The organism is Mesorhizobium sp. LMG17149 (genome assembly GCF_024518695.1).
Lineage (GTDB): Bacteria > Pseudomonadota > Alphaproteobacteria > Rhizobiales > Rhizobiaceae > Mesorhizobium.
The window spans coordinates 134315-155235 of the sequence record NZ_JANIFL010000005.1; the positions used below are offsets into that span (position 1 = coordinate 134315).

The following is a 20921-nucleotide window of genomic DNA, read 5'->3' on the forward strand; positions in this document are numbered from 1 at the left end:
CTGCCTGCCATCCACAATCGCGACAGGCCTCATAGCATCGAATCGGCCAGAACGCTGCCCGCTTTCAGGCTGGCCCGACAAAAAGAGCTGCCTGCATGCGGTGGCGCAGGGCTTGGCATCAACTTGCGGATTTTCCGCCCATCACCCTGAGCGCCGGACGCTTGCGGCGGCTGACGATGCGGCCGGCCACAGGGGCGTCGGCGCGCCCGTCATCCCCGGCCTTCTCGGCGAACAGCCAGTCGATGAACACCTGCACGATCGGTGTCGCCCGCATCTCGTTGCGGCAGACGACATAGAAATCGTCGACCGCCGGCACCGACAGGCTGAACGGCGCGACCAGCATGCCCCTGGCCAGCAGCGCACTTGCCGTCACGGAGTCGCCCAGCGCCACGCCATGGCCATGCACCGCCGCCTCGGTCGCCATACGCGCATCGCCGAGGTGATGGCGGCGACCCCGCTCCAGGTCCAGCGCATCGGCGGCCGCCAGCCAGGTGTGCCATTCGCGGCCGTCATCGCCATGCAGGAAGACATGGTCGGCGAGATCCCTGACGCTGCGGATCGGCCGGTTGTTGATCAGTGTCGGGCTGACCACGGGAAACAGTTCGAGGCCCGACCATTTGCGCATCCAGCAATCGGTCCAGCTGCCGTCGCCATAATGCACGCAGACATCGATGGTGGGCGCCCGCAAATCCTTGGAATCGTTGGAAGGGATAAGCGTCAGCCTTATGTCGGGATATTGCGCCATGAAACTGCCGAGCCGCGGTGTCATCCACAACAACAGAAGCGCCGGCACGCAGGAGACCGAAAGTGTGCCGCTGCTCGCCGGCCTTGTCATGCGCTGTGTGGCGGCGGCGATGCCGTCGAAGGCGGTCGACACCGCCGGCAGAAGCTCCGCGCCATGCGGTGTCAGTTTGACCCGCTGGCCGGCCCGCTCGAACAGCTTGACATTGAGCGACTGCTCGAGCGCCTTGATCTGATGGCTGACGGCGCCATGGGTGACATTCAGCTCAATGGCCGCCTTGGTCAGCGAGCCATGTCGGGCCGTTGCCTCGAAGGCGCGCAGTGGATTAAGCGGTGGCAGGCGCTTGGTCATGGGTATTAACTTTATTGTGAGATTTTCTCACAGAAAACACCCTAACAATATCAATTGATTTTTCAATGCCGCTGCCGGACACTGAACCTGGAACAGCATCAAGACGTGAAATCTGCAGGCAGCCAGCGGGACAGCGGCCCGGCCGGATACGGTCGGTTCGCAGGCGTCATCCGCGGCGGCACTGCATCAGCCCAGGAGGAGCGGACATGGGATATGATCGCGGCAAGCTCGACGCGTTGCGTCGCAAATATGGTGAAAGCCATGGCGGCGAGATGTTCGACCCGAAATTCCGCAAGGTCGCCGATAAGATCTTCTCCAAGAGCGGCACGCGGCTGGCGCCCTATTCAGGCATCCCGACCTTCCTCGCCGCGCCGTACCGCGAAATATCGGCCGACAATCCGGATTTCGGCGATTTGCAGGTAGCGATGATCGGCGTGCCGATGGACCTCGGCGTCACCAACCGGCCAGGCTCGCGCTTCGGGCCGCGAGCGCTGCGTGCCATCGAGCGCATCGGCCCCTACAATCACGTTTTGGAATGCGCGCCCACACATGAGCTCCGGGTCGCCGATATCGGCGACACGCCGTTCCGCAGCCGCTACCGGCTTGAGACAAGCCATGAGGATATCGAGCGCCGCACCAACCAGATCGTCGATGCCGGCGTCATCCCGCTTTCGATCGGCGGCGACCATTCGATCAGCCACCCGATCCTGAAGGCCGTCGGCAAGAAAGCTCCGGTCGGGTTGATCCATATCGACGCCCACTGCGACACCAGTGGCCTGTTCGACATGACCAAGTTCCACCATGGCGGCCCGTTCCGCAACGCGGTGCTTGACGGCGTGCTCGACCCGACGCGCACCATCCAGATCGGCATCCGCGGCTCGGCCGAATATCTGTGGGAGTTCACCTACGAGTCCGGCATGACCGTAGTGCATGCCGAGGAGGTGACCGGCCTCGGCATTCCGGCCATCATCGAGAAGGCGCGCAGAATAGTCGGCGACGGCCCGACCTATGTCTCCTTCGATATCGACAGCGTCGATCCGGCCTTCGCGCCGGGCACCGGCACGCCGGAAGTCGGCGGGCTGACGACACGCGAAGTGCTCGAACTGCTGCGCGGCCTCAAGGGCCTCAACATCGTCGGCGGCGACGTCGTCGAGGTGGCGCCGCAATACGACGCCACCACCAACACGGCGCACGCCGCCGCACAGGTGCTGTTCGAGATATTGAGCCTGATGGTGTTCAGCCCGGCTGTCACCGGCAAGGGATCCTGACCTCTACCAATCCGAACGAAGGCGGCCGCCGCGCTGGAGCCGGCGGCCGTATCCAACAAACAAGCGTCCAGACAGGGGAATAACAATGACAATCCGCAAGACATTTGCCTCCATCGCCGCCGTGCTGATGCTTGGCACCGCCGGTTTCGGCTTCGCCACACAAGCCGCAAGCGCCGATGCGCTGGCGGACATCACCAAGGCCGGCACCATCAATGTCGGCGTCTTCGCCGACTTTCCGCCCTTCTCCTCGGCCAGCGCCGATATGAGCCTCAAGGGCTATGACATGGATGTCGCGCAATACATTGCCGATACGCTCAAGGTGAAGCTCAACCCCATCGCCGTCACCGGCCAGAACCGCATCCCGTATCTGAACGACAAGCGCGTCGACATCCTGATGAGCGTCGGCTACTCGAAGGAACGCGAACAGGTCATCGACTTCGCCGCCGCCTATGCGCCCTACTACATCGCCGTGATCGGTCCGGCGGCTCTGACGGTCAAGGGCAAGGAAGACCTCGCCGACAAGTCGATCGCCGTCAATCGTGGCACGCTGGAAGACACCTCGCTCACCGAGGCAGCACCGGCGTCGGCCGACATCAAGCGCTTCGACAACTACAATTCGGTGATCCAGGCCTTCATCTCCGGCCAGACGCAGCTGATGGTCGTCGGCAACGATGTCGGCGCGCAGGTGCTGGCCAAGCAGGACGCACTGAAGCCGGAGCAGAAGTTCCAGCTTCTGACCTCGCCCTCGCATATCGGCCTCAACAAGAATGAGGACGGCCTGAAGAAGGCGGTCAACGATGCCATCGCCAAGATGCTGGCCGACGGCAGGCTGGATGAAAGCTCGAAAACCTGGCTGAAGACGCCGCTCAATCCCGAAAACCTCAAGGATTGAGTTTCCGTGGCCTTTGCCTGGCTTCCAGGTGCTGTCGGCGACATCGCGCACGGTGCGGCCACGACGATCCTGCTGATCGCCGTGACCACGCTGGCCGGAACGCTGCTCAGCATCCTGGGTGCCGCGGGGCGACGAAACGGCCCGGTTCTGCTCAAGCGGGCAATCGCCTGTTACGTCGAGGTGATGCGCAACACGCCGTTCCTGGTGCAGCTGTTCTTCATCTTTTTCGGGCTGCCCAGCCTCGGCATCCGGCTCGACCCGCTCCTGGCCGCCATGCTGGCGATGACGCTCAACATGGCGGCCTACACCATCGAGATCGTCGGCGCCGGGCTTGACGCCGTGCCCGGCGGACAGACAGAAGCAGCGCTCGCGCTTGGGCTGCGGCCCCGCCAGGTGTTCATCAAGATCGTGCTGCCGCAGGCGCTCAAGGTGATCTTTCCGGCGCTAACCAGCCAGATCGTCATCATGATGCTGGAGTCGGCCGTGGTGTCGCAGATCGCCGTGCGTGAACTGACCTACGAGGCCGACATGCTGCAGGCGCGCACCTTCCGCTCCTTCGAGACCTATTTCGTCGTGACCCTGGTTTATCTCGCTCTGTCCATGGCCTTGCGCCGGCTGCTGGTGACAGGCGGACGCCGCGTCCTGGGGGCTGGCGTGTCATGATCGAATTCACCTTCTGGGACATCGTGCGCAACCTGCTGCTCGCGGCCCGCTGGACGGTGCTGCTATCGCTGGCCGCCTTCATCGGCGGCGGCATCGTCGGCCTGATCGTGCTGTTCTTCAGGATCGCCAAAAACAAGTGGAGCAGGCGCATAGCCTCCGGCTACATCGCCCTGTTCCAGGGAACGCCGCTCTTGATGCAGCTGTTCCTGATGTTCTTCGGGCTGCCGATGCTCGGCCTGCGCATCGAACCCTGGACGGCGGCGGCGCTCGGCCTTACCTTCTTCGCCAGCGCCTATCTCGCCGAAATCTGGCGCTCCGGCGTCGCGGCGCTACCCCTGGGGCAATGGGACGCCGGCGCAAGCCTTGGCCTGCACTATCTGCAGGAGCTGAGGCTGATCATCCTGCCGCAGGCCTTTTCGATCACCCGCGCACCCACCGTCGGCTTCCTGGTTCAGCTGATCAAATCGACCGCGCTCACTTCGATCATCGGCTTCGAGGAGCTGGTGCGGACCTCCAACGCCATCAACAATGCGACCTTCGAACCGTTCAAGGTCTACGGGCTGGTGGCTCTGATCTTCTTCGTCATGTGCTTTCCGCTGACGCAATACGCCCGCAGGCTGGAGAAACAGGCGGCTGCTCGCTGACGCGCCAAGGCAGCGCTCGATTTCAGGCCGGCAGCCCAAGCTGCTTGCGCAGGCTCTTGTCGAATGCGGACGCGGGGACGAAACGGCGCAGGAAACTGACCTGGCGCGCCATTTTTCCCGCCGCATAGCGTTTCTTCGGCGCAGGATCGGTCGCTGCGGCCAAAACGGTGTTGGCGACCACTTCGGGCGCATCGCCTTTTTCCATCGATTTCCGCACGGATACAGTCATCCCGGCGCGCGCGGAATCGTAGATTTCGAGCGACCGGTCGGGGGCGGCAAGATTGTCCTCGAATGCCGTGCGGGTATAGGCGGGCTCCACCAGCGAAACGCGGATGCCGAACGGGCGCAATTCGTGATCGAGCGACTCCGAATAACCCTCGATGGCATGTTTGGTCGCTGAGTAGAGTGCGAAATAGGGAGCGGGGATGAACCCCTGCACCGAACTCAAATTCACGATTCTGCCCTTCCCTTGGCGCCGCATTGCCGGCAGCACCGCGTTGGTCACACGCAAGACGCCGAAGACGTTCACGTCGAACAGCGCCTTAGCCTGGGCGGTCGAGGACTCCTCTGCGCCGCCAAACAGGCCCATGCCGGCATTGTTGACAAGCAGGTCGATGCGTCCGGCCTTGGCCAGAACGTCATCGACCATTGTCGCAACGGACGCGTCGTCGGTCACGTCGCAGGTCAGCATGGTCACGCCGGCGGATGGCCGGGAGGCCGCGCGACGGCTGGTTCCGAAGACGCGAAAGCCGGCGCCTAGCAAGGCATCGGCGGTAGCGCGCCCGATGCCGGAAGATGCCCCTGTGACCAGGGCGACGCCAGGATTGGTCTTGTTCATGGAAATCATATCCTTCTTTGCGTTGGATCGGATTGGGGAAAGCATGAGAGGCCGGGGCAAAGGGCGTTGGTCATGACTGCGTCTGGCAACCGGTTAGTTCCAACGTCTGAACAGGGCGCTGGCATTCACGCCGCCAAAGCCGAAGCCATTGGCGATCGCGTACTCCATCTCCATGGGCCGGAGCGCGTTTGCGACGAAGTCGATTCCGTCGCCGGCCGGATCGGCCTCGCCCAGGTTGAGGGTTGGCGGGGCGACCTGATCCCTGAGCGCCAGGATTGCGAAGATCGCACCAAGCCCGCCGGCCGCTCCGAGCAAATGTCCGGTCGCCGATTTCGTCGCACTGACAGCTATCGCGAAATCGCGCCCGAACACGCTCTTGATCGCTTCGATCTCACCCAGGTCGCCGACTGACGTGGATGTCGCATGCGCATTGAGATGACGGACCTCGCGTGGCGAGATCCCTGCCTGGGCAATCGCGATCTGCATGGCCCGGCGCGCGCCGTCGCCGTCCTCTGGTCCGGAGGTGACGTGGTGGGCATCCGCGGTCGTGCCGTAGCCGACGAGCTCAGCCAACGGCTTTGCGCCGCGCGCCAACGCGTGGTCCAATGCCTCGATGACCAGCACGCCGGCTCCTTCGCCCATGACGAAGCCGTCCCGCGATGTGTCGAAAGGGCGCGAGGCTTGAGCCGGCGCCCAATTGAAGCCGGTTGAAAGAGAGCGCGCCGCGGCGAAACCGCCGAGGCTGACGGTGTTGATGCACGCTTCCGTTCCGCCGCACACGGCGATGTCGGCTTCGTTCGCGCGGATCAGGCGGGCGGCGTCGCCGATCGCCTGGATGCCCGCCGCGCATGCCGTCACCGGTGCGCCGAGTGGACCTTTGAAACCATGACGGATCGAGATGTGGCCCGCCGCGAGGTTTACCAGGAAGGACGGCACCGTAAAGGGCGACAGGCGGCGGGCGCCACGCAGGTCCACCGTGCGCACCGCCTCGGTGATGGCGGGAAACCCGCCGACCCCTGAAGCGATGATCGTGGCCGTGCGCAGGCGATCCGTTTCCAGGGCAGGCTTCCATTGCGCCTGCGCGAGCGCCTCTTCCGCCGCAGCCAGCGCAAAGAGAATGAACCGGTCCACCTTGCGTTGATCCTTCGCGGACAGGACGGCATCGGCATCGAACCCAGCCTCCGGATCTTCGCCCAGGGAGGGAACCACGCCGCCAATCTTAACCGGCAGCTCTCCCACCACATCGTCCGGAAGCCTGCGAACGCCCGACCGGCCGGCAAGCAGGCGTGACCAGGACGCTTCGACATTGGCGGCAAGAGGCGTGACCGCTCCCATGCCCGTGACGACAATCCGTTGCATCTGCTCTCCTGTCCTTGGTGTGCCGGCGGCACTGCTCGCGCCGTTCAAGGGGCGACTGCTTCGCGAACCTGATCGGCCGCCGCATCCAGAAAAGCCCGCGCGAGGTCGGGGTCGTTGACGACCCGCGAGAGCACCACCGCGCCGACCATCGTCGAGAGAACGGCCATTGCCTTGTTGCCGGTCTTTTCGCTGTCGCCCTCGCCAACCCAACCGCCGAGCATCTCAAGGTACGCCTTGATGCCGGCTTCGAATGACGCCTTCACCTCGGCACCCTGCCTGGCTGCATCCGAACCGAGCGCAACGACCGGGCAGCCGTCCATCTTTTCCCCGCGATGATCCATGCTGAGGTAGAATGAGATCACCCCGTCGAGCGGGCTCCCAGGATGTGCGGCGGTCGCGGCCGACCATTTGTGGGTGGCGCTTTCCATCGCCCGCCTGGACGCCAGCGCCGCCAGATCGTCCTTCGACTCGAATTGCTTGTAAAAGGCGCCCTGGGTCAGCCCGGCACCCTTCATCAGGTCCTTGAGGCCGATGCCGTCAAAGCCGCGCTCCCGGAAAAGCCGGCTTGCCACATTGATCACGGTCTCGCGGTTTTCCGCGGCCTGAGTGCGACTCACACGCATCGTCATCTCCTTTTTTAGATTGCATTCGTAATCTATGCCCTATATAGAGGGTGAACGCAATCTAAAAAAGGACAAATGAGATGATCCGCAAAACCCTGAGCGCCTCGCTGCTGGCAGCGCTGTTTCTTGCAACCCCGGCTCTTGCCGAGGAAGCCACCATCGGACGCCCGATCGAAGGCGGTAGCCTGCACCAGGGACACCTGGACATGGTGGCCTACTACGTTCCGGACGGCGACCTGCTTGAGGTCACCGCCACTTTCGCACCGAAGACTGGGGGTGATCCGCTGCGGGTCGTCATGGGCCTCGCCAACAGCGACTCCGTGGCGTTTTCCATACCTGGCCACCCGGGCTCGCTCTACGCGTTCTCGAGGTCCGGTAAGGAGGTGACGGTCTCGACCGAGACTGACACATCCCTGCGAGCCGACGCGACAATGCCCTGACCTGACGCGCAGGCCGCGGCCGCGCGATGCTGGCCGGGGCTCTCGCGTCGGAACGGCGCGCCACCAATGAGTTTGGAGAGAGGTCACATGCTTTACAGCTATTTTGTCGAGAAATCGATCCGGCAGAGCTTCGACGACGTCAACAACCATCGCTGGGACGCGGCGGTGAAGGCTATCGCGCCGCATGTCCATCACCGGGTTGGTGGCGCCCACGCGCTTGGTGGGGAGCGCCACGACAAACAAGCCCTGCGCCGCTGGTTCGAGCGCCTCGGCCGTGTTCTGCCCACTCTCCATCTCACGGTCAACCACATCTGGGTGAAGGGCTGGCCGTGGCATACCACCGTGTTTGCCCAGTGGGATGGCACCGCAACCCTGCTCAACGGCGATACGTCCTACGTCAACCGTGGTCTCCACGTGTTCACGCTGCGGTGGGGCAGGGTCCATGCGCTCGAGGAATTCTACGATTCACAGGCGGCGGCTCGCGGCCTCGCCGCCCAAGCCGCAGCCGGCCTCGAAGAAGCTGTCGCCGAACAGATAACAAGCTAGCAGAAGCGCGGTCCGAGGACGGCCGGGTTGCCCATGCGCCGACCGGCTCGGCTCCCGAGCCATCTCCGCTGCCGCGCTCCAACTTGTTGCAAGACGTTCAAATTTGAGCTTCCGCACTCATGCTTTGTCGAGAGTATCTCCTGTATTCACTTAAACGGTCTGCGCCGTAGTTTTTAGCCGTTCTGAATCGCCGTCGGCGACGATGACGACGAAATAGGAGAACGCAATGACTCGCAATCACGTTGAACGTCTTGGAGAGTTCCGGGAAATCCTGGTCGCAACCCGACGCGAAGGAGTCCGCAACGTGCACCATACCCGCGACGCAATGCGGGCAAGTGGCTTTCAGATAGGGGACAGCGATGGCTCCAGCTACGGAGCCGAGCTGAAGGCGCTCCAGGAAGAAATCGAGGCAGTCGATCGCGCCATAGAAGACGAGAAGCGGTTGGCCCAGGCCCTCGAGAGCGCAGCTCAATCCCGCCGGCCGAGCAAGCCGAGAATCGTGAAGGGAACATAGTTCCGCTCTCGGCCAAGACGTTCATTGCCTCGGTGCCAAGCGCCGGCTCACGGCACGAACGTTTCTGCAGGCGCCGCTTAATCAGCTACAAGGTCGGGACATGGCGACCGTCCTGTTTCAACCCCCGAACACCAGCGGCGGCGCGATCCGATCCCGCCGCAGCCAGCGCGCCAGAAGCAGCGCGGCCACCACGGCCAGCCCCGTCGACAGGCCGATCCAGATGCCGACGCCATGCAGGCCGAAATGGAAGGCGAGCAGCACGCCGAGCGGCAGGCCGACGCCCCAATAGCCGATCGCGGCATAGATCATTGGCACCTTGGTGTCGTGCAGGCCGCGCAGCATGCCGGCGGCCACCGCCTGGGCGCCGTCGAAGACCTGGAACAGCGCCGCGAAGACCAGGAACGACACGGCAAGTTCGATCACCCTGGCATTGGCCGGATTGCCCAGATCGATGAAGGCGCTGATCAGCGGATGCGGCCACAGGATCATCACCAGCCCCATCAGCGCCATGAACGAGACGCCGATGACAAAGGCGGTCCAGCCGGCGCGCGAGACGCCTTCCGGATTGCCGGCGCCGTGCGCAAGGCCGACGCGCACCGTCACCGCCTGGTTGAGGCCGAGCGGCACCATGAAGGAGATCGAGGCGATCTGGATGGCGATCGCGTGCGCGGCCAGCGAATCCGCGTCGATCAGGCCCATCAGCAGGGCCGCCGCATTGAAGATCGTCACCTCGAAGGCGAGAATGCCGGCGATCGGCAGGCCGAGCCGCAGCAGACCCTTGAAGCGCGGCCAGTCGGACCGCCAGAAGCGCCCGAACAGACGGTAGCGGCGGAACTTCTTCTCCAGCATCACCACGGCAGCCATGCCGATGAACATCAGCGCTGAGGACAGCGAGGTGGCAAGGCCCGACCCGGCAATGCCCATTGCCGGCACGCCGAGATTGCCGAACATGAACACCCAGTTGAAGAAGACGTTGCAGGCGACGGCGACGAAGACGATGACCAGCGCCCAGCCCGGCCGTTCCAGCGCCGAGATGAACGAGCGCAGCACGATATAGAAGTAGAACGGCAGCACCGCCCATTCGAGCCAGCGCAGATAGATGCCGGCCTGATGGGCGAGCGCCGGGTCCTGGCCCATCGCCAGCAGAATGCCTTCGCCGTGCCAAAGCACGAGCCAGATCGGGATCGAGATCAGGATCGCCAGCCACAGGCCCTGGCGCACGGTGCGGCGCAGGTCGCGCACCGAATAGCGGCGGCGGCCGAGCTCGGAGGCGATCATCGGCGAGGTCGCCAGCATCAGGCCGAGGCCGAAGATCAGCGGCATGAAATAAAGGTTGGCGCCAAGCGCGCCGCTGGCCAGCGTATCCGGCCCCAGACGACCCATCATCATGACGTCGGTGGCCGTCATCGCGGTCTGGCCGAGATTGGTCAGCACCATCGGCCAGGCAAGCGCCAGCGTCGCCCTGATTTCCTGACGCCAAAGACTTTCCGGCGCGCGAGCGCCGGCTTCGATCGCAGACATTGTTCCGCTCTTTCCAGCTACGGCACGTCGGCCAGAGCCGGAAGCCGCATGTCAAACGGCAAAACCTTCGGTTTCGCGGCGTTTGCGTCAGCTTCTGGACGAAACGCGACATGAAGGCAAGAGAGGAGGGACAGGAACGGATTGAGCCAGCGACCGGCCCCGATGCTCTAGCGGATCGCGTCCAGCATCCGCCGCTGGCGGTGCATCTCGAGGAAAACCTTGTAGTCGCGCTCGAAACGCCCTGATGATTTCGGGTTCGACGGGCGCGTCCGGCCGCCTTGCTGCATGGTAAGACAGGCGGCGTTGAGGTCGGGAAACAGCCCGGCTGCGGTGGCGGCGATCATGCCGGTGCCGAGCAGCACCGCCTCGTCGGCCAGCGGCACGATCACCGTGCAGCCGGTGGCGTCGGCATAGAGCTCCATCAGCAGCGGGTTCTTGGTGTGGCCGCCGGTGACGTGCAGCGTGTCGATCAGATAGCCATTTTCGTTCAGTGCCTCCAGCACGTGGCGCACGCCGAGCGCGATGCCGACGGCGGTGCGCCAGTAGAGCTTGCATAGGCTGTCGAAGGAGGAGTCCAGCGTCAGCCCGCTGACGACGCCGACCGCATGCGGATCGGCGAGCGGTGAGCGGTTGCCATGAAAGTCGGGCAGCACATGCAGCCTTGCGGCGAGGTTGTCGCCCTCGGTGGCGCGCAGCTCGGCGACACGCCCGGCGATCTTCGCATGCATGGCGGCATCCGGCTCGCCGCCGGCGCCGTGCCAGCGGATGATGTGGTCGAGCAGGGCGCCGGTCGCCGACTGGCCGCCTTCCGACAGCCACAGTCTCGGCAGCGCCGCGCCGTAGTATGGCCCCCAGACGCCGGCGAAAGGCTGCGGATCGGGCGACATCGCCATCACGCAGCTCGATGTGCCGGCGATCAGCGCCAAATGCCGGCCGATGTCCTGTTCGTCGCCGGCGAAGCCGCCGAGCACGCCAAGCGCGCCGGCATAGGCATCGATGACCCCGGCGCCGACCCGGCATTTCTCGCTCAGCCCAAGCTCGGCCGCCGCTTGCGCCGTCAATCGACCGATATCGGCGCCGACCGGGCTGGCTTTTTCCGGCAGGCTGCCGTGCTCGAAAAGATCGTCGAGGCCGACGAGTTCGAAGAAATCGCGCCGCCAGCCTGTCTCCTCATGCGCCAGATAGGTCCATTTGGCGGTCAGCGTGCATTGCGAGCGGGCCAGCGAGCCGGTCGCTTGCCAGGTCAGGAAATCGGTGAGATCGAATAGATAGCCGGCTTCATTCCATGTCTTCGGCAAATTGCGCTTCAGCCACATCAGCTTCGGCGTCGCCATTTCCGGCGACATGACGCCGCCGATGTAATTCAGCACGGCGTGGCCGCTTGCCGTGCATTCGTCGGCCTCGGCGATGGCGCGGTGGTCGAGCCAGACGATGGTGTCCCAGCGCTTGTCGCCGGTGACCGAGACGCTGAGCTGGCCGCCTTGCCGGTCGCGCACCACCAGCGAACAGGTGGCATCGAAGGAGATGCCGACAATGTCCTCAGGCTCGACACCGGCTTTTTCGCGGGCAGCGCGCACGGCGGTGCAGACGGCCGACCAGATATCGCGCGAATCATGTTCGGCGTGATCGGGCTTCGGCTGGTTCATGGCGATCGGCCGCTCGGCGCGGCCTAGCAAGGTGCCTGTGGTGTCGAGAATGCCCGCGCGAGCGCTCCCGGTGCCGACATCGACCGCGCAAACGAACTGTTTCGTCAAGATGCTCTGTCTCTCGCTCCCAGGCCTGCAATCAGATCGGGCAATTGCAGCATGTCAGCGAATATAAAGTCCGGCTCACTCGACGCAAGCCGCGCTTTCAAGGTCGGGTTGCCGGCATGCGAGCCGCCGGTGAAGGCAAACACGTGCATCCCCGCCGCGCGCGCAGCAATGATGCCGGCCGGGCTGTCCTCGACGACGAGGCATTTGCGCGGATGGGCCCGCATGCTGGCGGCGGCATGCAGGAACAGATCCGGCGCCGGCTTTCCCTTGGCCACCATGGTGGCACTGAACAGATGCGGTTCCATCAGCCCAAGCAATCCGGTGACGTCGAGCGCGTAGCGGATGCGGTCGAGCGTGCCCGAGGACGCGACACAGAACGGCAGCCCAAGCTTCGGCAGTATCTTCTTGACGCCGGCGATCGGCTTCAGCTCCTCGCGGAATTTGCGCATCAGTTCGACGCGCATCTCGGTCAGGTGCAGGTCTGTGATATCGAGCCCGAAGTCGCGGCCGAGGATCTCGCGCACGCTTTTCATGCTCCTGCCGAGGAAATGCTCGTAGGCGGCATCCTCACTGACGCTGCCGCCGGCGACTTTGACCATGCCGAGCAGCGCCGAGACGGAGAGCGCCTCGCTGTCGACCAGCACGCCATCGCAGTCGAAGATGACCAGTTCAGGCGTCATGGCCGAGAATGGCTCTCAGAGCTTGCCGGCGAGGTAGCGCGTCAGCGTCGCGCGCGCGCCATTCGCCCACAGCACGTTGAGCGCATGGGCGAAGGCCTCGACAAACGCCGTCGCGCGGCCGACATCGCCATAGATGTCCTCCATGGCAAGCCAGGCGGCGGGAGCATCCTTTGCCGCTTTTGCCGTTGCCTGCAGCCGGCCCCAGCTCGGATCGTTGGGCTCGATGACGGCGCCGCTATCCGTCGTGCCGAAGCAGTAGCGGCACCATAACGCCGATTCCAGTGCCAGGCCCGCGACGCTCTTTCCGGCCTTCAGCCGGTCGGCGATGGTCGGGATGATGAATTTCGGCTGGCGGTTGGAGCCGTCGAGGCAGAGCCGGCGCACCGTGTCGCCGATCTTGGGATTGGAAAAGCGGCTCTCGATGAGCTGGTAATAATCTTCCAGGACCGTGTCCGGCACCGGCGGCACGGTCGGAATGATTTCCTCCCGTTCGAGCTTGGCCAGAAACCCGCTCACCAGCGGCTCCTGCATCGCCTCATGGACGAAATGGATGTCCATCAGGCCGGCCGGATAGGCAATCGTCGCGTGGCCGCCATTGAGGATGCGGATCTTCATCAATTCGTAGGGCGCAACGTCTTTGACGAACTGCACGCCGACCTTTTCCAGCGGCGGCCGGCCGCCGGTGAAATGGTCCTCCAGCACCCATTGCCGGAACGGCTCGCAGAACACCGGCCAGTTGTCCTCAAGGCCAAAGTCTTTGGCGAGGATGCCGCGTTCGCGGTCGGTGGTGGCCGGCGTGATGCGATCGACCATACCATTCGGGAAGGCGACATGCTCGCTGACCCAGTTCGCCAGATCCTCGTCGATCAAACGGGCCAGGCCGATGACGCCGTCCGAGGTGACATGGCCGTTGTGGGGAATGTTGTCGCACGACATGACCGTGAACGGCACGGTGCCTTCATCGCGCCGCCGCACCAGCCCGGCAAGGATGATGCCGAACACCGTCTTCGGTGTCGCGCCGGGCTGCGCATCGGCGAGGATGTCGGGGTGGGTCGGGTTGAACACGCCGGATGCCGGATCGATGAAATAACCGCCCTCGGTGATGGTCAGCGAAACGATCTTGATCGCCGGGTCGGCCAGCCGTTCGATGATGCCGGCCGCATCGCCGGGCATCAGGAAGTCGATCATGGCGCCGGTGACCCGGGCGCTCATATGGCCGCTGTCCTGCTCGACCACCGTGGTCAGCCAGTCCTGCTCTTCCAGTTTGCCGCGGCCGATCTTTTCACCGTCGAACACGCCGGCGCCGATCAGTGCCCAGTCATGGCCGACGCCCGAATTGAACAGATCGTCGAGATAGACGGCCTGATGCGAGCGATGGAAATTGCCGACTCCGAAATGCACGATGCCGGCCTTCAATGTCGCGCGGTCATACTTCGGGCCGGCGACCTCAGCGGGCAGTTTGGAGAGGTTTGAGGACGAGAGTTTCACGGTCATCTGTTTTACCCTTTGGCCGGATCTAGGCCTTCGTTACGCTCCTCTCCCGGTTGGGGAGAGGATAAGGGGTGGCACTGGCTACGCGCCCGCTGATGTCGGCCTCTGCTCCCCGCGGAGGGACGAGGAGCAGAGGCCGTCCCCCGCCCTCAACTCATCCACTGGCCGCCATCGACATTGTAGGTCTGGGCGACGATGTATTCGGCGTCGCTGCTGGCGAGAAAAACCGCCATGCCGGTGAGGTCCTGCGCCGTGCCCATGCGGCCATACGGCACTGCCTCGCCGACCAGCTTCTTCTTCTCGCCCTTCGGCCGGTTCTCATATTTGGCGAACAGCGAATCGACGTGATCCCAGTGCTCGCCGTCGACGACGCCAGGGGCAATCGCGTTGACGTTGATGCGGTGCTTGATCAGGTCGAGCCCCGCTGACTGTGTCAGCGAAATGACGGCGGCTTTGGTGGCGCAATAGACGCCGACCAGCGCCTCGCCGCGTCGTCCGGCCTGGCTCGCCATGTTGATGATCCTGCCGCCCCGGCCAGCGGCGATCATCGAGCGGGCGGCTGCCTGCAGCATGAACAGCGTGCCGGCGACATTGACGGAAAACAATTTATCGTAGCTTGCCTTGGTGATCTCGACGATCGGTGCCAGATCGAAAAGAGCAGCGTTGTTGATCAGGATATCGAGGCCGCCGGTCTTCGTCTCGACGGCTTTCACCGCCGCCTCGATGGAGGCGAGGTCGGTGACGTCGAGCTTGACCGCATAGGCCTTGCCGCCGATCTCGGCGGCCGTCTTCTCCGCCGCCTCGAGATTGATGTCGGCTATGGCGACGGTGGCGCCTTCGCCGGCATAGGCTTCGGCGAAGGCTCTGCCGATGCCGCGGGCCGAACCTGTGATCAGCGCGGATTTGCCGGCCAGCCGCATGTTCAGATTGCCTTCCCGTCGGCGCCGAAGCGATGCAGCTTGGCCTTGTCGGGCGTCAGATAGATGGTGTCGCCATGATGGACGCCGAGTTCGCCGTCGGCGCGCACCGTCAGCGGGCCGACGCCATCGGCCTGGACATGCAGGAAGGTGTCGGAGCCGAGATGCTCGGCGACGCCGACGACCGCCTTCCATTCGCCCGCTGTGGTCGAGATCTCCAGGTGTTCGGGACGGATGCCGATGGTCTTGGCGCCGTTTTTGGCAGCCGGCGTGCCTTCGATCAGGTTCATCTTCGGCGAGCCGATGAAGCCGGCGACGAACAGGTTCTTCGGCGTCTTGTAGAGCTCCATCGGCGAGCCGACCTGCTCGATGTTGCCGGCGTTCAGCACGACGATCTTGTCGGCCATGGTCATGGCTTCGACCTGGTCGTGGGTGACGTAGATCATGGTCGTCTTGAGCTGATGGTGCAGCTCGCTGATCTCCAGCCGCATGGTGCCGCGCAGTGCCGCATCGAGATTGGACAGCGGTTCGTCGAACAGGAAGGCGGTCGGCTGACGCACGATGGCGCGGCCGATGGCGACGCGCTGGCGCTGGCCGCCGGAAAGCTGGCCGGGCCTGCGTTCGAGATAGTTGGTCAGGTTGAGCACGCGCGCGGCGTCTCCCACCTTCTTGTCGATGGTCGCCTTGTCCTCGCCGGCCATCTTCAGCGGGAAACCGATGTTCTTGGCCACCGTCATGTGCGGATAGAGCGCATAGGACTGGAACACCATGGCGAGCTTGCGCTTGGCCGGTGCCTCGCCGGTGACGTCGCGGCCGTCGATGTTGATGGAGCCGCCGCTGGTGTCCTCGAGCCCGGCGATCAGCCGCAGCAGCGTTGACTTGCCGCAACCCGACGGGCCGACGAAGACGACGAACTCGCCATTCTCGATCACCAGGTCGAGACCGGGGATGATGGACGTCGCTCCGAAGGATTTGGAGACGTTCTTGAGCGTGATGTTTCCCATGATTTCCTCCCCGAGGGGTTATTTCTGCCGATTGCTTCGGGCAATTCCGTTACTTCACCGCGCCATCAATTATTTGACCGCACCAAATGTCAGGCCGCGCACCAGCTGCTTCTGGCTGAACCAGCCCATGATCAGGATCGGCGCGATGGCCAGTGTCGAGGCGGCCGAGAGCTTGGCCCAGAACAGGCCTTGCGGGCTGGAGAACGAGCTGATGAAGGCGGTCAGCGGTGCTGCTTCCGTCGTCGTCAGCCGGATCGTCCAGAACGCCTCGTTCCAGGCTAGGATGATGTTGAGCAGCATCGTCGAGGCGATGCCCGGCACCGCCATCGGCGTCAGCACATAGACGATCTCGTTCCACAGCGACGCGCCGTCCATGCGTGCCGCTTCCAGGATCTCGCCCGGTATTTCGCGGAAGTAGGTGTAGAGCATCCACACCACGATCGGCAGATTGATCAGCATCAGCATGATCATCAGGCCGATCCGGCTGTCGAGCAGTCCTGTGTCGCGGAAGATCAGGTAGATCGGGAACAGCACCGCGACCGCGGGCATCATCTTGGTGGACAACATCCACATCAAGATGTCCTTGGTCCGCTTGGTCGGCGAGAAGGCCATCGACCATGCCGCCGGTATGGCGACGAGCAGGGCCAGGATGGTCGAGCCGACCGAGAGCAGCACCGAGTTGAAGAAGAATTTGAAGTAGCCGCTCTGCGCCTGAACCTCGGCATAGCTCTCGAACGTTCCCGACGGGATGATGCTGAAGCCCTGGATGGCTTCCTGCTCCGACTTGAACGAGGTGATGATCGTGTAGAGGATCGGGAAGAAGATCAGCAGGGCGACGATCCAGGCGGCAACTGTCGCAATCGTCTTGTGCTGGGTGGTGACTGAGCGTGCCATCGTAGCCTCCCTTACTTGTCCAGGTTCTTGCCGACGGCGCGCATGGCGAAGAAGGCAACGATGTTGGCGAGAATGACGGCGATCACACCGCCTGCGGATGCCTGGCCGATTTTGAACTCCAGCAACGCCTTCTGGTAGACGAGGAAGGGCAGGTTGGTGGAGGCGTATCCCGGGCCGCCATTGGTGGTGACGAGGATCTCGGCATAGACGGAGAGAAGGAAGATCGTCTGGATCAGGATGACGACCGTGATGGCGCGCGACATGTGCGGCAGCGTCAGATAGATGAAGCGGCTGATGAAGCCGGCGCCGTCCATCTCGGCGGCTTCCTTCTGCTCGCCGTCGAGCGACTGCAGCGCGGTCAAGAGAATGAGCGTGGCGAAAGGCAGCCATTGCCAGGCGACGATGATGATGATCGCCAGCATCGGATGCTGCCCGAACCAGTCGATCGGCTGGGCCCCGAAGAAGCGCGCTATGTCGGCGAACACCCCATATTGGGGGTGCATGATCATGTTCTTCCACACCAATGCGGCCACCGGCGGCATGACGAAGAACGGCGAAATGACCAGGATGCGCACGATGCCCTGGCCCCACATCGGCTGATCGATCAGCAGCGCCAGAAGGATACCGCCGATCACCGTGATCAGGAGCACGCTGACCACCAATGTGAGCGTGTTGAGGATCGACTGCAGGAAGGCCGGGTTGGAATAGAACAGCGCGTAATTCGAGAAGCCGACAAAGCCGTCGCGGATCGGATTGAGCGGATTGTACTGCTGGAAGGAGAACCAGATGGTGATGACCAGCGGCACAATCATCCAGACGAACAGCAGCACCACGGATGGCGCCATCATGAAACGGGCAAGCGAACGGGTCTGCTGAGTAGCCATGACGGTCACCCTTCACTGGTCAGACGGAATTTTCAAAAGGCGTTAAAGGCGGCCGCCCGAACTGGGAATTCGGGCGGCCGTTGCCGGTCAAGGAGGCGACCGGCAGTCGGCACCGGGAGGAGCCTTACTTGATGTATCCGCCTTCGGTCATTGCCGCGGTGGCAGCGTCCTGGGCCTGCTTCAGCGCATCGTCGACACTCGACTGGCCGGCAAGAGCCGCCGAGAAGAGCTGGCCGACAGTGGTGCCAAGTCCCTGGAACTCAGGGATGGCGACGAACTGGACGCCTACATAGGGCACCGGCTTGACGGTCGGATGCGTCGGGTCGGCGGCGTTGATGGAGTCCAGCGTCATCTTGGCGAACGGAGCCGCCTTCTGGTACTCGGCATTGGCGTAAAGCGAGGAGCGCGTGCCCGGAGGAACGTTGGCCCAGCCTTCCTTCGAAGCGACCAGTTCGGCATAGTGCTTGCTGGTCGCCCAGGAGACGAACTTCTGGGCGGCATCGGCCTTCTGCGTGCCGGCGGGGATCGCCAGCGACCATGCCCACAGCCAATTGCCGCGCTTGCCCAGGCCATTGTCGGGTGCCAGCGCATATCCAACCTTGTCGGCGACCTGCGATGCCTTGGGATCGGAGACGAAGGACGCAGCGACGGTGGCGTCGATCCACATGCCGCATTTGCCCTGTTGGAACAGCGCCAGGTTTTCGTTGAAGCCGTTGGAGGACGCACCCTCAGGGCCGTCGGCCTTCATCAGGTCGACATAGAACTGCAGCGTGTTCTTCCATTCCGGCTGATCGAACTGCGGCTTCCAGTTCTCGTCGAACCAGCGCGCGCCGAAGGAGTTCGACATGGCGGTCAGGAAGGCCATGTTCTCGCCCCAGCCGGCCTTGCCGCGCAGGCAGACACCGTTCACGCCATTCGCGCGATCGGTCATCTTGTCGGCGGCCTGCTTGATGAAGTCCCAGGTCGGCGCGTCGGGCATCTTCAGCCCGGCCTTCTCCATCAGGTCCTTGCGGTACATGACGAAGGAGCTTTCGCCGTAGAAGGGCGCGGCATAGAGCTTACCGTCGACCGAAAGGCCGCCGGCGATGGCCGGGATGATGTCCTTGGCGTCATAGTCGTCGCCGAGCTTGTCGAGCGGCAGCAGCCAGCTCTGCTTGGCCCAGATCGGAACCTCATAGGTACCGATGGTCATCACGTCGTACTGGCCGCCCTTGGTGGCGATGTCGGTGGTGACGCGCTCGCGCAGCACGTTTTCCTCGAGCGTGACCCAGTTGAGCTGGATGTCGGGGTTCGCCTTGGTGAAGTCCTCGGTCAGCTTTTGCATGCGGACCATATCGCCATTGTTGACGGTGGCGATGGTGATGGATTCGGCGTGTGCGGCGAACGCAAGCGTGCTGGCCGACAACAAGCCCAGGGTGAGCGTGCGAAGTTTCATCAATTCCTCCCTTGAACCAAGATGAGCATTTGCCTTGGCTTTGGGCAATTACTCACTTGGCGTGAATTATGTCAAGTCGGATTCGATGCTGCAGCGCAGCACCCGGGCGACACCGCAGGCCGGGACGAGCGGAAATTGCCAGGACGAGGAGCGTCCCGGCCGGATACAGTGCGGCAGCAGCGGATAGATCTGCGAAAACCAGGTGCAGCCCGAAAGCTTGCCGGTCAGCAGGCGATCTCGGCCAGCAGCCAGTCGCGGAAGGCACGGATCTTCGGCACGTTGCGGCGCGCTTCGGGGTAGACCAGCCAATAGGCATGGCCGTCGTCGCCAACCAGATCGAAAGGCTGGATCAGGCGCCCGTCGGCAAGTTCCGCCTTGAACAGCGCCCTGGTCAGGACCGCGACGCCATGACCGGCGATCGCCGCATTGGCCTCATAGGCCTGCGCGCCCATGCTGCTGCCGGGCCGCTTGGCAAGATCGTGCGAATGCACGCCGGCAGCCTCGAACCATTGCGTCCACCAGATGTCGCCGGGATCGAGGATCGGCAGCCGCAACAGGTCCGCCGGTTCCCTGACGCCGCCGATGGTCGCCGCGAGTTTCGGGCTCAGCATCGGCGTGAAGTCGGCATCGAGCAGCTTGTGCGCCTCCAGGCCCGGCCATTTGCCGCCGCCCGAGCGGATGGCGATATCGGTATCCTCGCGGGCAAAGTCGGTCAGGCGGCTCGACGTTTCGAGCCGCACCGCCAGCGCTGGGTGGGCGATCTGGAACGACCCCAGCCGGTGCGCGAGCCAGTTCGAGGCGAATGTCAGCACCGTCGTGACGCACAGCAAGCCGTCGGCCCCGCCACGCGCCGCGGCATAGGCCTGACCGAGAATGGCAAAGGCCTCGCTGACCGCCGGCGCGAGGCGCTGTCCAGCCTCGGTGAGTGCGATCTGGCGCGGTCGTCGCAGGAACAGCGGCGCGCCGACCCGTTCCTCCAGCACCTTGATCTGATAGCTGACCGCCGCTTGCGTCATGGCAAGTTCACTGGCGGCCTTGGTGAAGGAAAGATGCCGCGCCACCGCTTCGAACACCCGGATCGCCTGCAGCGGCGGAAGCTGTGCAACCTGCCGAGAGCTGAGGTCCGGCATAAAGCCTCCTTATGGGTCCTTATCGACGTTCGATTGGCAAAGACTGCCGTCAAGACCGACATTCCCAGTCAACCCGTCATTCGGGTTCAGGATAGCGAAGGTTGACGATCATGACCATGGCGCAGCAAAAATGCACTTCCGCACCGGATCACCGCTGGTTTTCGTGGCTGACGGATGGATTCGGCTGGTTCGCGGCCAAAAAACGAGCACATCTCGACATCAGGGACCTGTCGCCGCATCTGCAGCGCGATCTCGGTTTTCTCGATGGCAATGACCCTTTCGGGCGGCACAGCTAGCGCGGTTGGTTTTATCGCAAATCAGGTGTGGTTCC

At 63.7% G+C, this 20921-nt stretch carries 22 protein-coding genes; 8 read left to right on the forward strand and 14 right to left on the reverse strand.

All coding sequences use genetic code 11. The features are described from left to right. Positions 1-118: 118 nt before the first annotated feature. A complete protein-coding gene (gene gcvA / locus NP945_RS12760; RefSeq protein ID WP_127808347.1) occupies positions 119-1093 on the reverse strand; it encodes a transcriptional regulator GcvA in 975 nt (324 codons plus the stop codon). A gap of 206 nt (positions 1094-1299) precedes the next feature. Between gcvA (NP945_RS12760) and speB the strand changes: the two genes are divergently transcribed. The 4 genes from speB to NP945_RS12780 all read left to right on the forward strand — a co-directional run bounded on the left by speB (position 1300) and on the right by NP945_RS12780 (position 4560). Continuing rightward, complete coding sequence (gene speB, locus NP945_RS12765) at positions 1300-2361, forward strand: agmatinase (RefSeq protein ID WP_127269240.1); 1062 nt, start codon at positions 1300-1302, stop codon at positions 2359-2361. Between the two features lie 85 nt (positions 2362-2446). Beyond that, positions 2447-3253: a transporter substrate-binding domain-containing protein gene (locus NP945_RS12770; protein WP_256746542.1), complete on the forward strand. Its 807-nt coding sequence runs from the start codon at positions 2447-2449 to the stop codon at positions 3251-3253. A 6-nt stretch (positions 3254-3259) separates the two neighbouring features. After that, positions 3260-3916 carry an amino acid ABC transporter permease gene (locus NP945_RS12775; RefSeq protein WP_256746543.1) on the forward strand — a complete coding sequence of 219 codons (657 nt, stop codon included), beginning with the start codon at positions 3260-3262 and terminating at the stop codon, positions 3914-3916. Beyond that, a complete protein-coding gene (locus NP945_RS12780; RefSeq protein WP_127320424.1) occupies positions 3913-4560 on the forward strand; it encodes an amino acid ABC transporter permease in 648 nt (215 codons plus the stop codon). The genes NP945_RS12775 and NP945_RS12780 overlap by 4 nt, the downstream gene beginning before the upstream one ends. 22 nt (positions 4561-4582) lie before the next feature. Here the strand turns inward: NP945_RS12780 and NP945_RS12785 are convergent, their stop codons facing one another. The 3 genes from NP945_RS12785 to NP945_RS12795 form a co-directional block, all read right to left on the reverse strand. Further along, complete coding sequence (locus NP945_RS12785) at positions 4583-5398, reverse strand: oxidoreductase (RefSeq protein ID WP_256746544.1); 816 nt, start codon at positions 5396-5398, stop codon at positions 4583-4585. Between the two features lie 93 nt (positions 5399-5491). Next, on the reverse strand, positions 5492-6757 hold the full coding sequence (fabF, locus tag NP945_RS12790; RefSeq protein WP_256746545.1) for a beta-ketoacyl-ACP synthase II: 1266 nt from the start codon (positions 6755-6757) through the stop codon (positions 5492-5494). Positions 6758-6801: 44 nt separating this feature from the next. Beyond that, entirely contained in the window at positions 6802-7380 is a 579-nt protein-coding gene (locus NP945_RS12795; protein WP_127808341.1) for a TetR/AcrR family transcriptional regulator, read from the reverse strand. 80 nt (positions 7381-7460) lie between these two features. Between NP945_RS12795 and NP945_RS12800 the strand changes: the two genes are divergently transcribed. The 3 genes from NP945_RS12800 (at position 7461) to NP945_RS12810 (ending at position 8880) form a co-directional block, all read left to right on the forward strand. Then, entirely contained in the window at positions 7461-7820 is a 360-nt protein-coding gene (locus NP945_RS12800) for a hypothetical protein (RefSeq protein ID WP_256746546.1), read from the forward strand. Between the two features lie 87 nt (positions 7821-7907). Beyond that, on the forward strand, positions 7908-8366 hold the full coding sequence (locus NP945_RS12805; protein ID WP_127415094.1) for a nuclear transport factor 2 family protein: 459 nt from the start codon (positions 7908-7910) through the stop codon (positions 8364-8366). Positions 8367-8592: 226 nt separating this feature from the next. Then, the gene (locus tag NP945_RS12810; protein ID WP_127268438.1) at positions 8593-8880 is read left to right on the forward strand and encodes a hypothetical protein; all 288 of its coding nucleotides are present in this window, start codon (positions 8593-8595) and stop codon (positions 8878-8880) included. Positions 8881-8997: 117 nt separating this feature from the next. Here NP945_RS12810 and NP945_RS12815 read toward each other — a convergent pair whose 3' ends face one another. The 10 genes from NP945_RS12815 to gcvA (NP945_RS12860) form a co-directional block, all read right to left on the reverse strand. After that, positions 8998-10401 carry an MATE family efflux transporter gene (locus tag NP945_RS12815; protein WP_256746547.1) on the reverse strand — a complete coding sequence of 468 codons (1404 nt, stop codon included), beginning with the start codon at positions 10399-10401 and terminating at the stop codon, positions 8998-9000. 167 nt (positions 10402-10568) lie between these two features. Further along, a complete protein-coding gene (locus NP945_RS12820; RefSeq protein ID WP_256746548.1) occupies positions 10569-12155 on the reverse strand; it encodes an FGGY-family carbohydrate kinase in 1587 nt (528 codons plus the stop codon). Further along, positions 12152-12835: an HAD-IA family hydrolase gene (locus NP945_RS12825; RefSeq protein ID WP_256746549.1), complete on the reverse strand. Its 684-nt coding sequence runs from the start codon at positions 12833-12835 to the stop codon at positions 12152-12154. Before NP945_RS12825 ends, NP945_RS12820 begins: the two co-directional genes overlap by 4 nt. 15 nt (positions 12836-12850) lie before the next feature. Further along, positions 12851-14329, reverse strand: coding sequence for a mannitol dehydrogenase family protein (locus NP945_RS12830; RefSeq protein ID WP_127272483.1), 1479 nt, complete (start codon positions 14327-14329; stop codon positions 12851-12853). Between the two features lie 146 nt (positions 14330-14475). Further along, a complete protein-coding gene (locus NP945_RS12835) occupies positions 14476-15246 on the reverse strand; it encodes an L-iditol 2-dehydrogenase (protein ID WP_127268861.1) in 771 nt (256 codons plus the stop codon). Positions 15247-15248: 2 nt separating this feature from the next. Then, entirely contained in the window at positions 15249-16247 is a 999-nt protein-coding gene (locus NP945_RS12840) for an ABC transporter ATP-binding protein (protein WP_127272484.1), read from the reverse strand. Positions 16248-16316: 69 nt separating this feature from the next. Then, positions 16317-17141: a carbohydrate ABC transporter permease gene (locus tag NP945_RS12845; RefSeq protein ID WP_023810705.1), complete on the reverse strand. Its 825-nt coding sequence runs from the start codon at positions 17139-17141 to the stop codon at positions 16317-16319. A gap of 11 nt (positions 17142-17152) precedes the next feature. Further along, positions 17153-18025 (reverse strand): carbohydrate ABC transporter permease, encoded by an 873-nt coding sequence (locus tag NP945_RS12850; protein WP_013528414.1) that lies wholly within the window; start codon positions 18023-18025, stop codon positions 17153-17155. Positions 18026-18149: 124 nt separating this feature from the next. After that, a complete protein-coding gene (locus NP945_RS12855) occupies positions 18150-19460 on the reverse strand; it encodes a sugar ABC transporter substrate-binding protein (RefSeq protein ID WP_256746550.1) in 1311 nt (436 codons plus the stop codon). Between the two features lie 224 nt (positions 19461-19684). Next, positions 19685-20590: a transcriptional regulator GcvA gene (gene gcvA, locus NP945_RS12860; RefSeq protein ID WP_127318224.1), complete on the reverse strand. Its 906-nt coding sequence runs from the start codon at positions 20588-20590 to the stop codon at positions 19685-19687. A gap of 110 nt (positions 20591-20700) precedes the next feature. Here gcvA (NP945_RS12860) and NP945_RS12865 point away from each other — a divergent pair, with 110 nt between their 5' ends. Then, on the forward strand, positions 20701-20886 hold the full coding sequence (locus NP945_RS12865) for a hypothetical protein (RefSeq protein ID WP_013528411.1): 186 nt from the start codon (positions 20701-20703) through the stop codon (positions 20884-20886). The last annotated feature ends 35 nt before the right edge of the window (positions 20887-20921 follow it).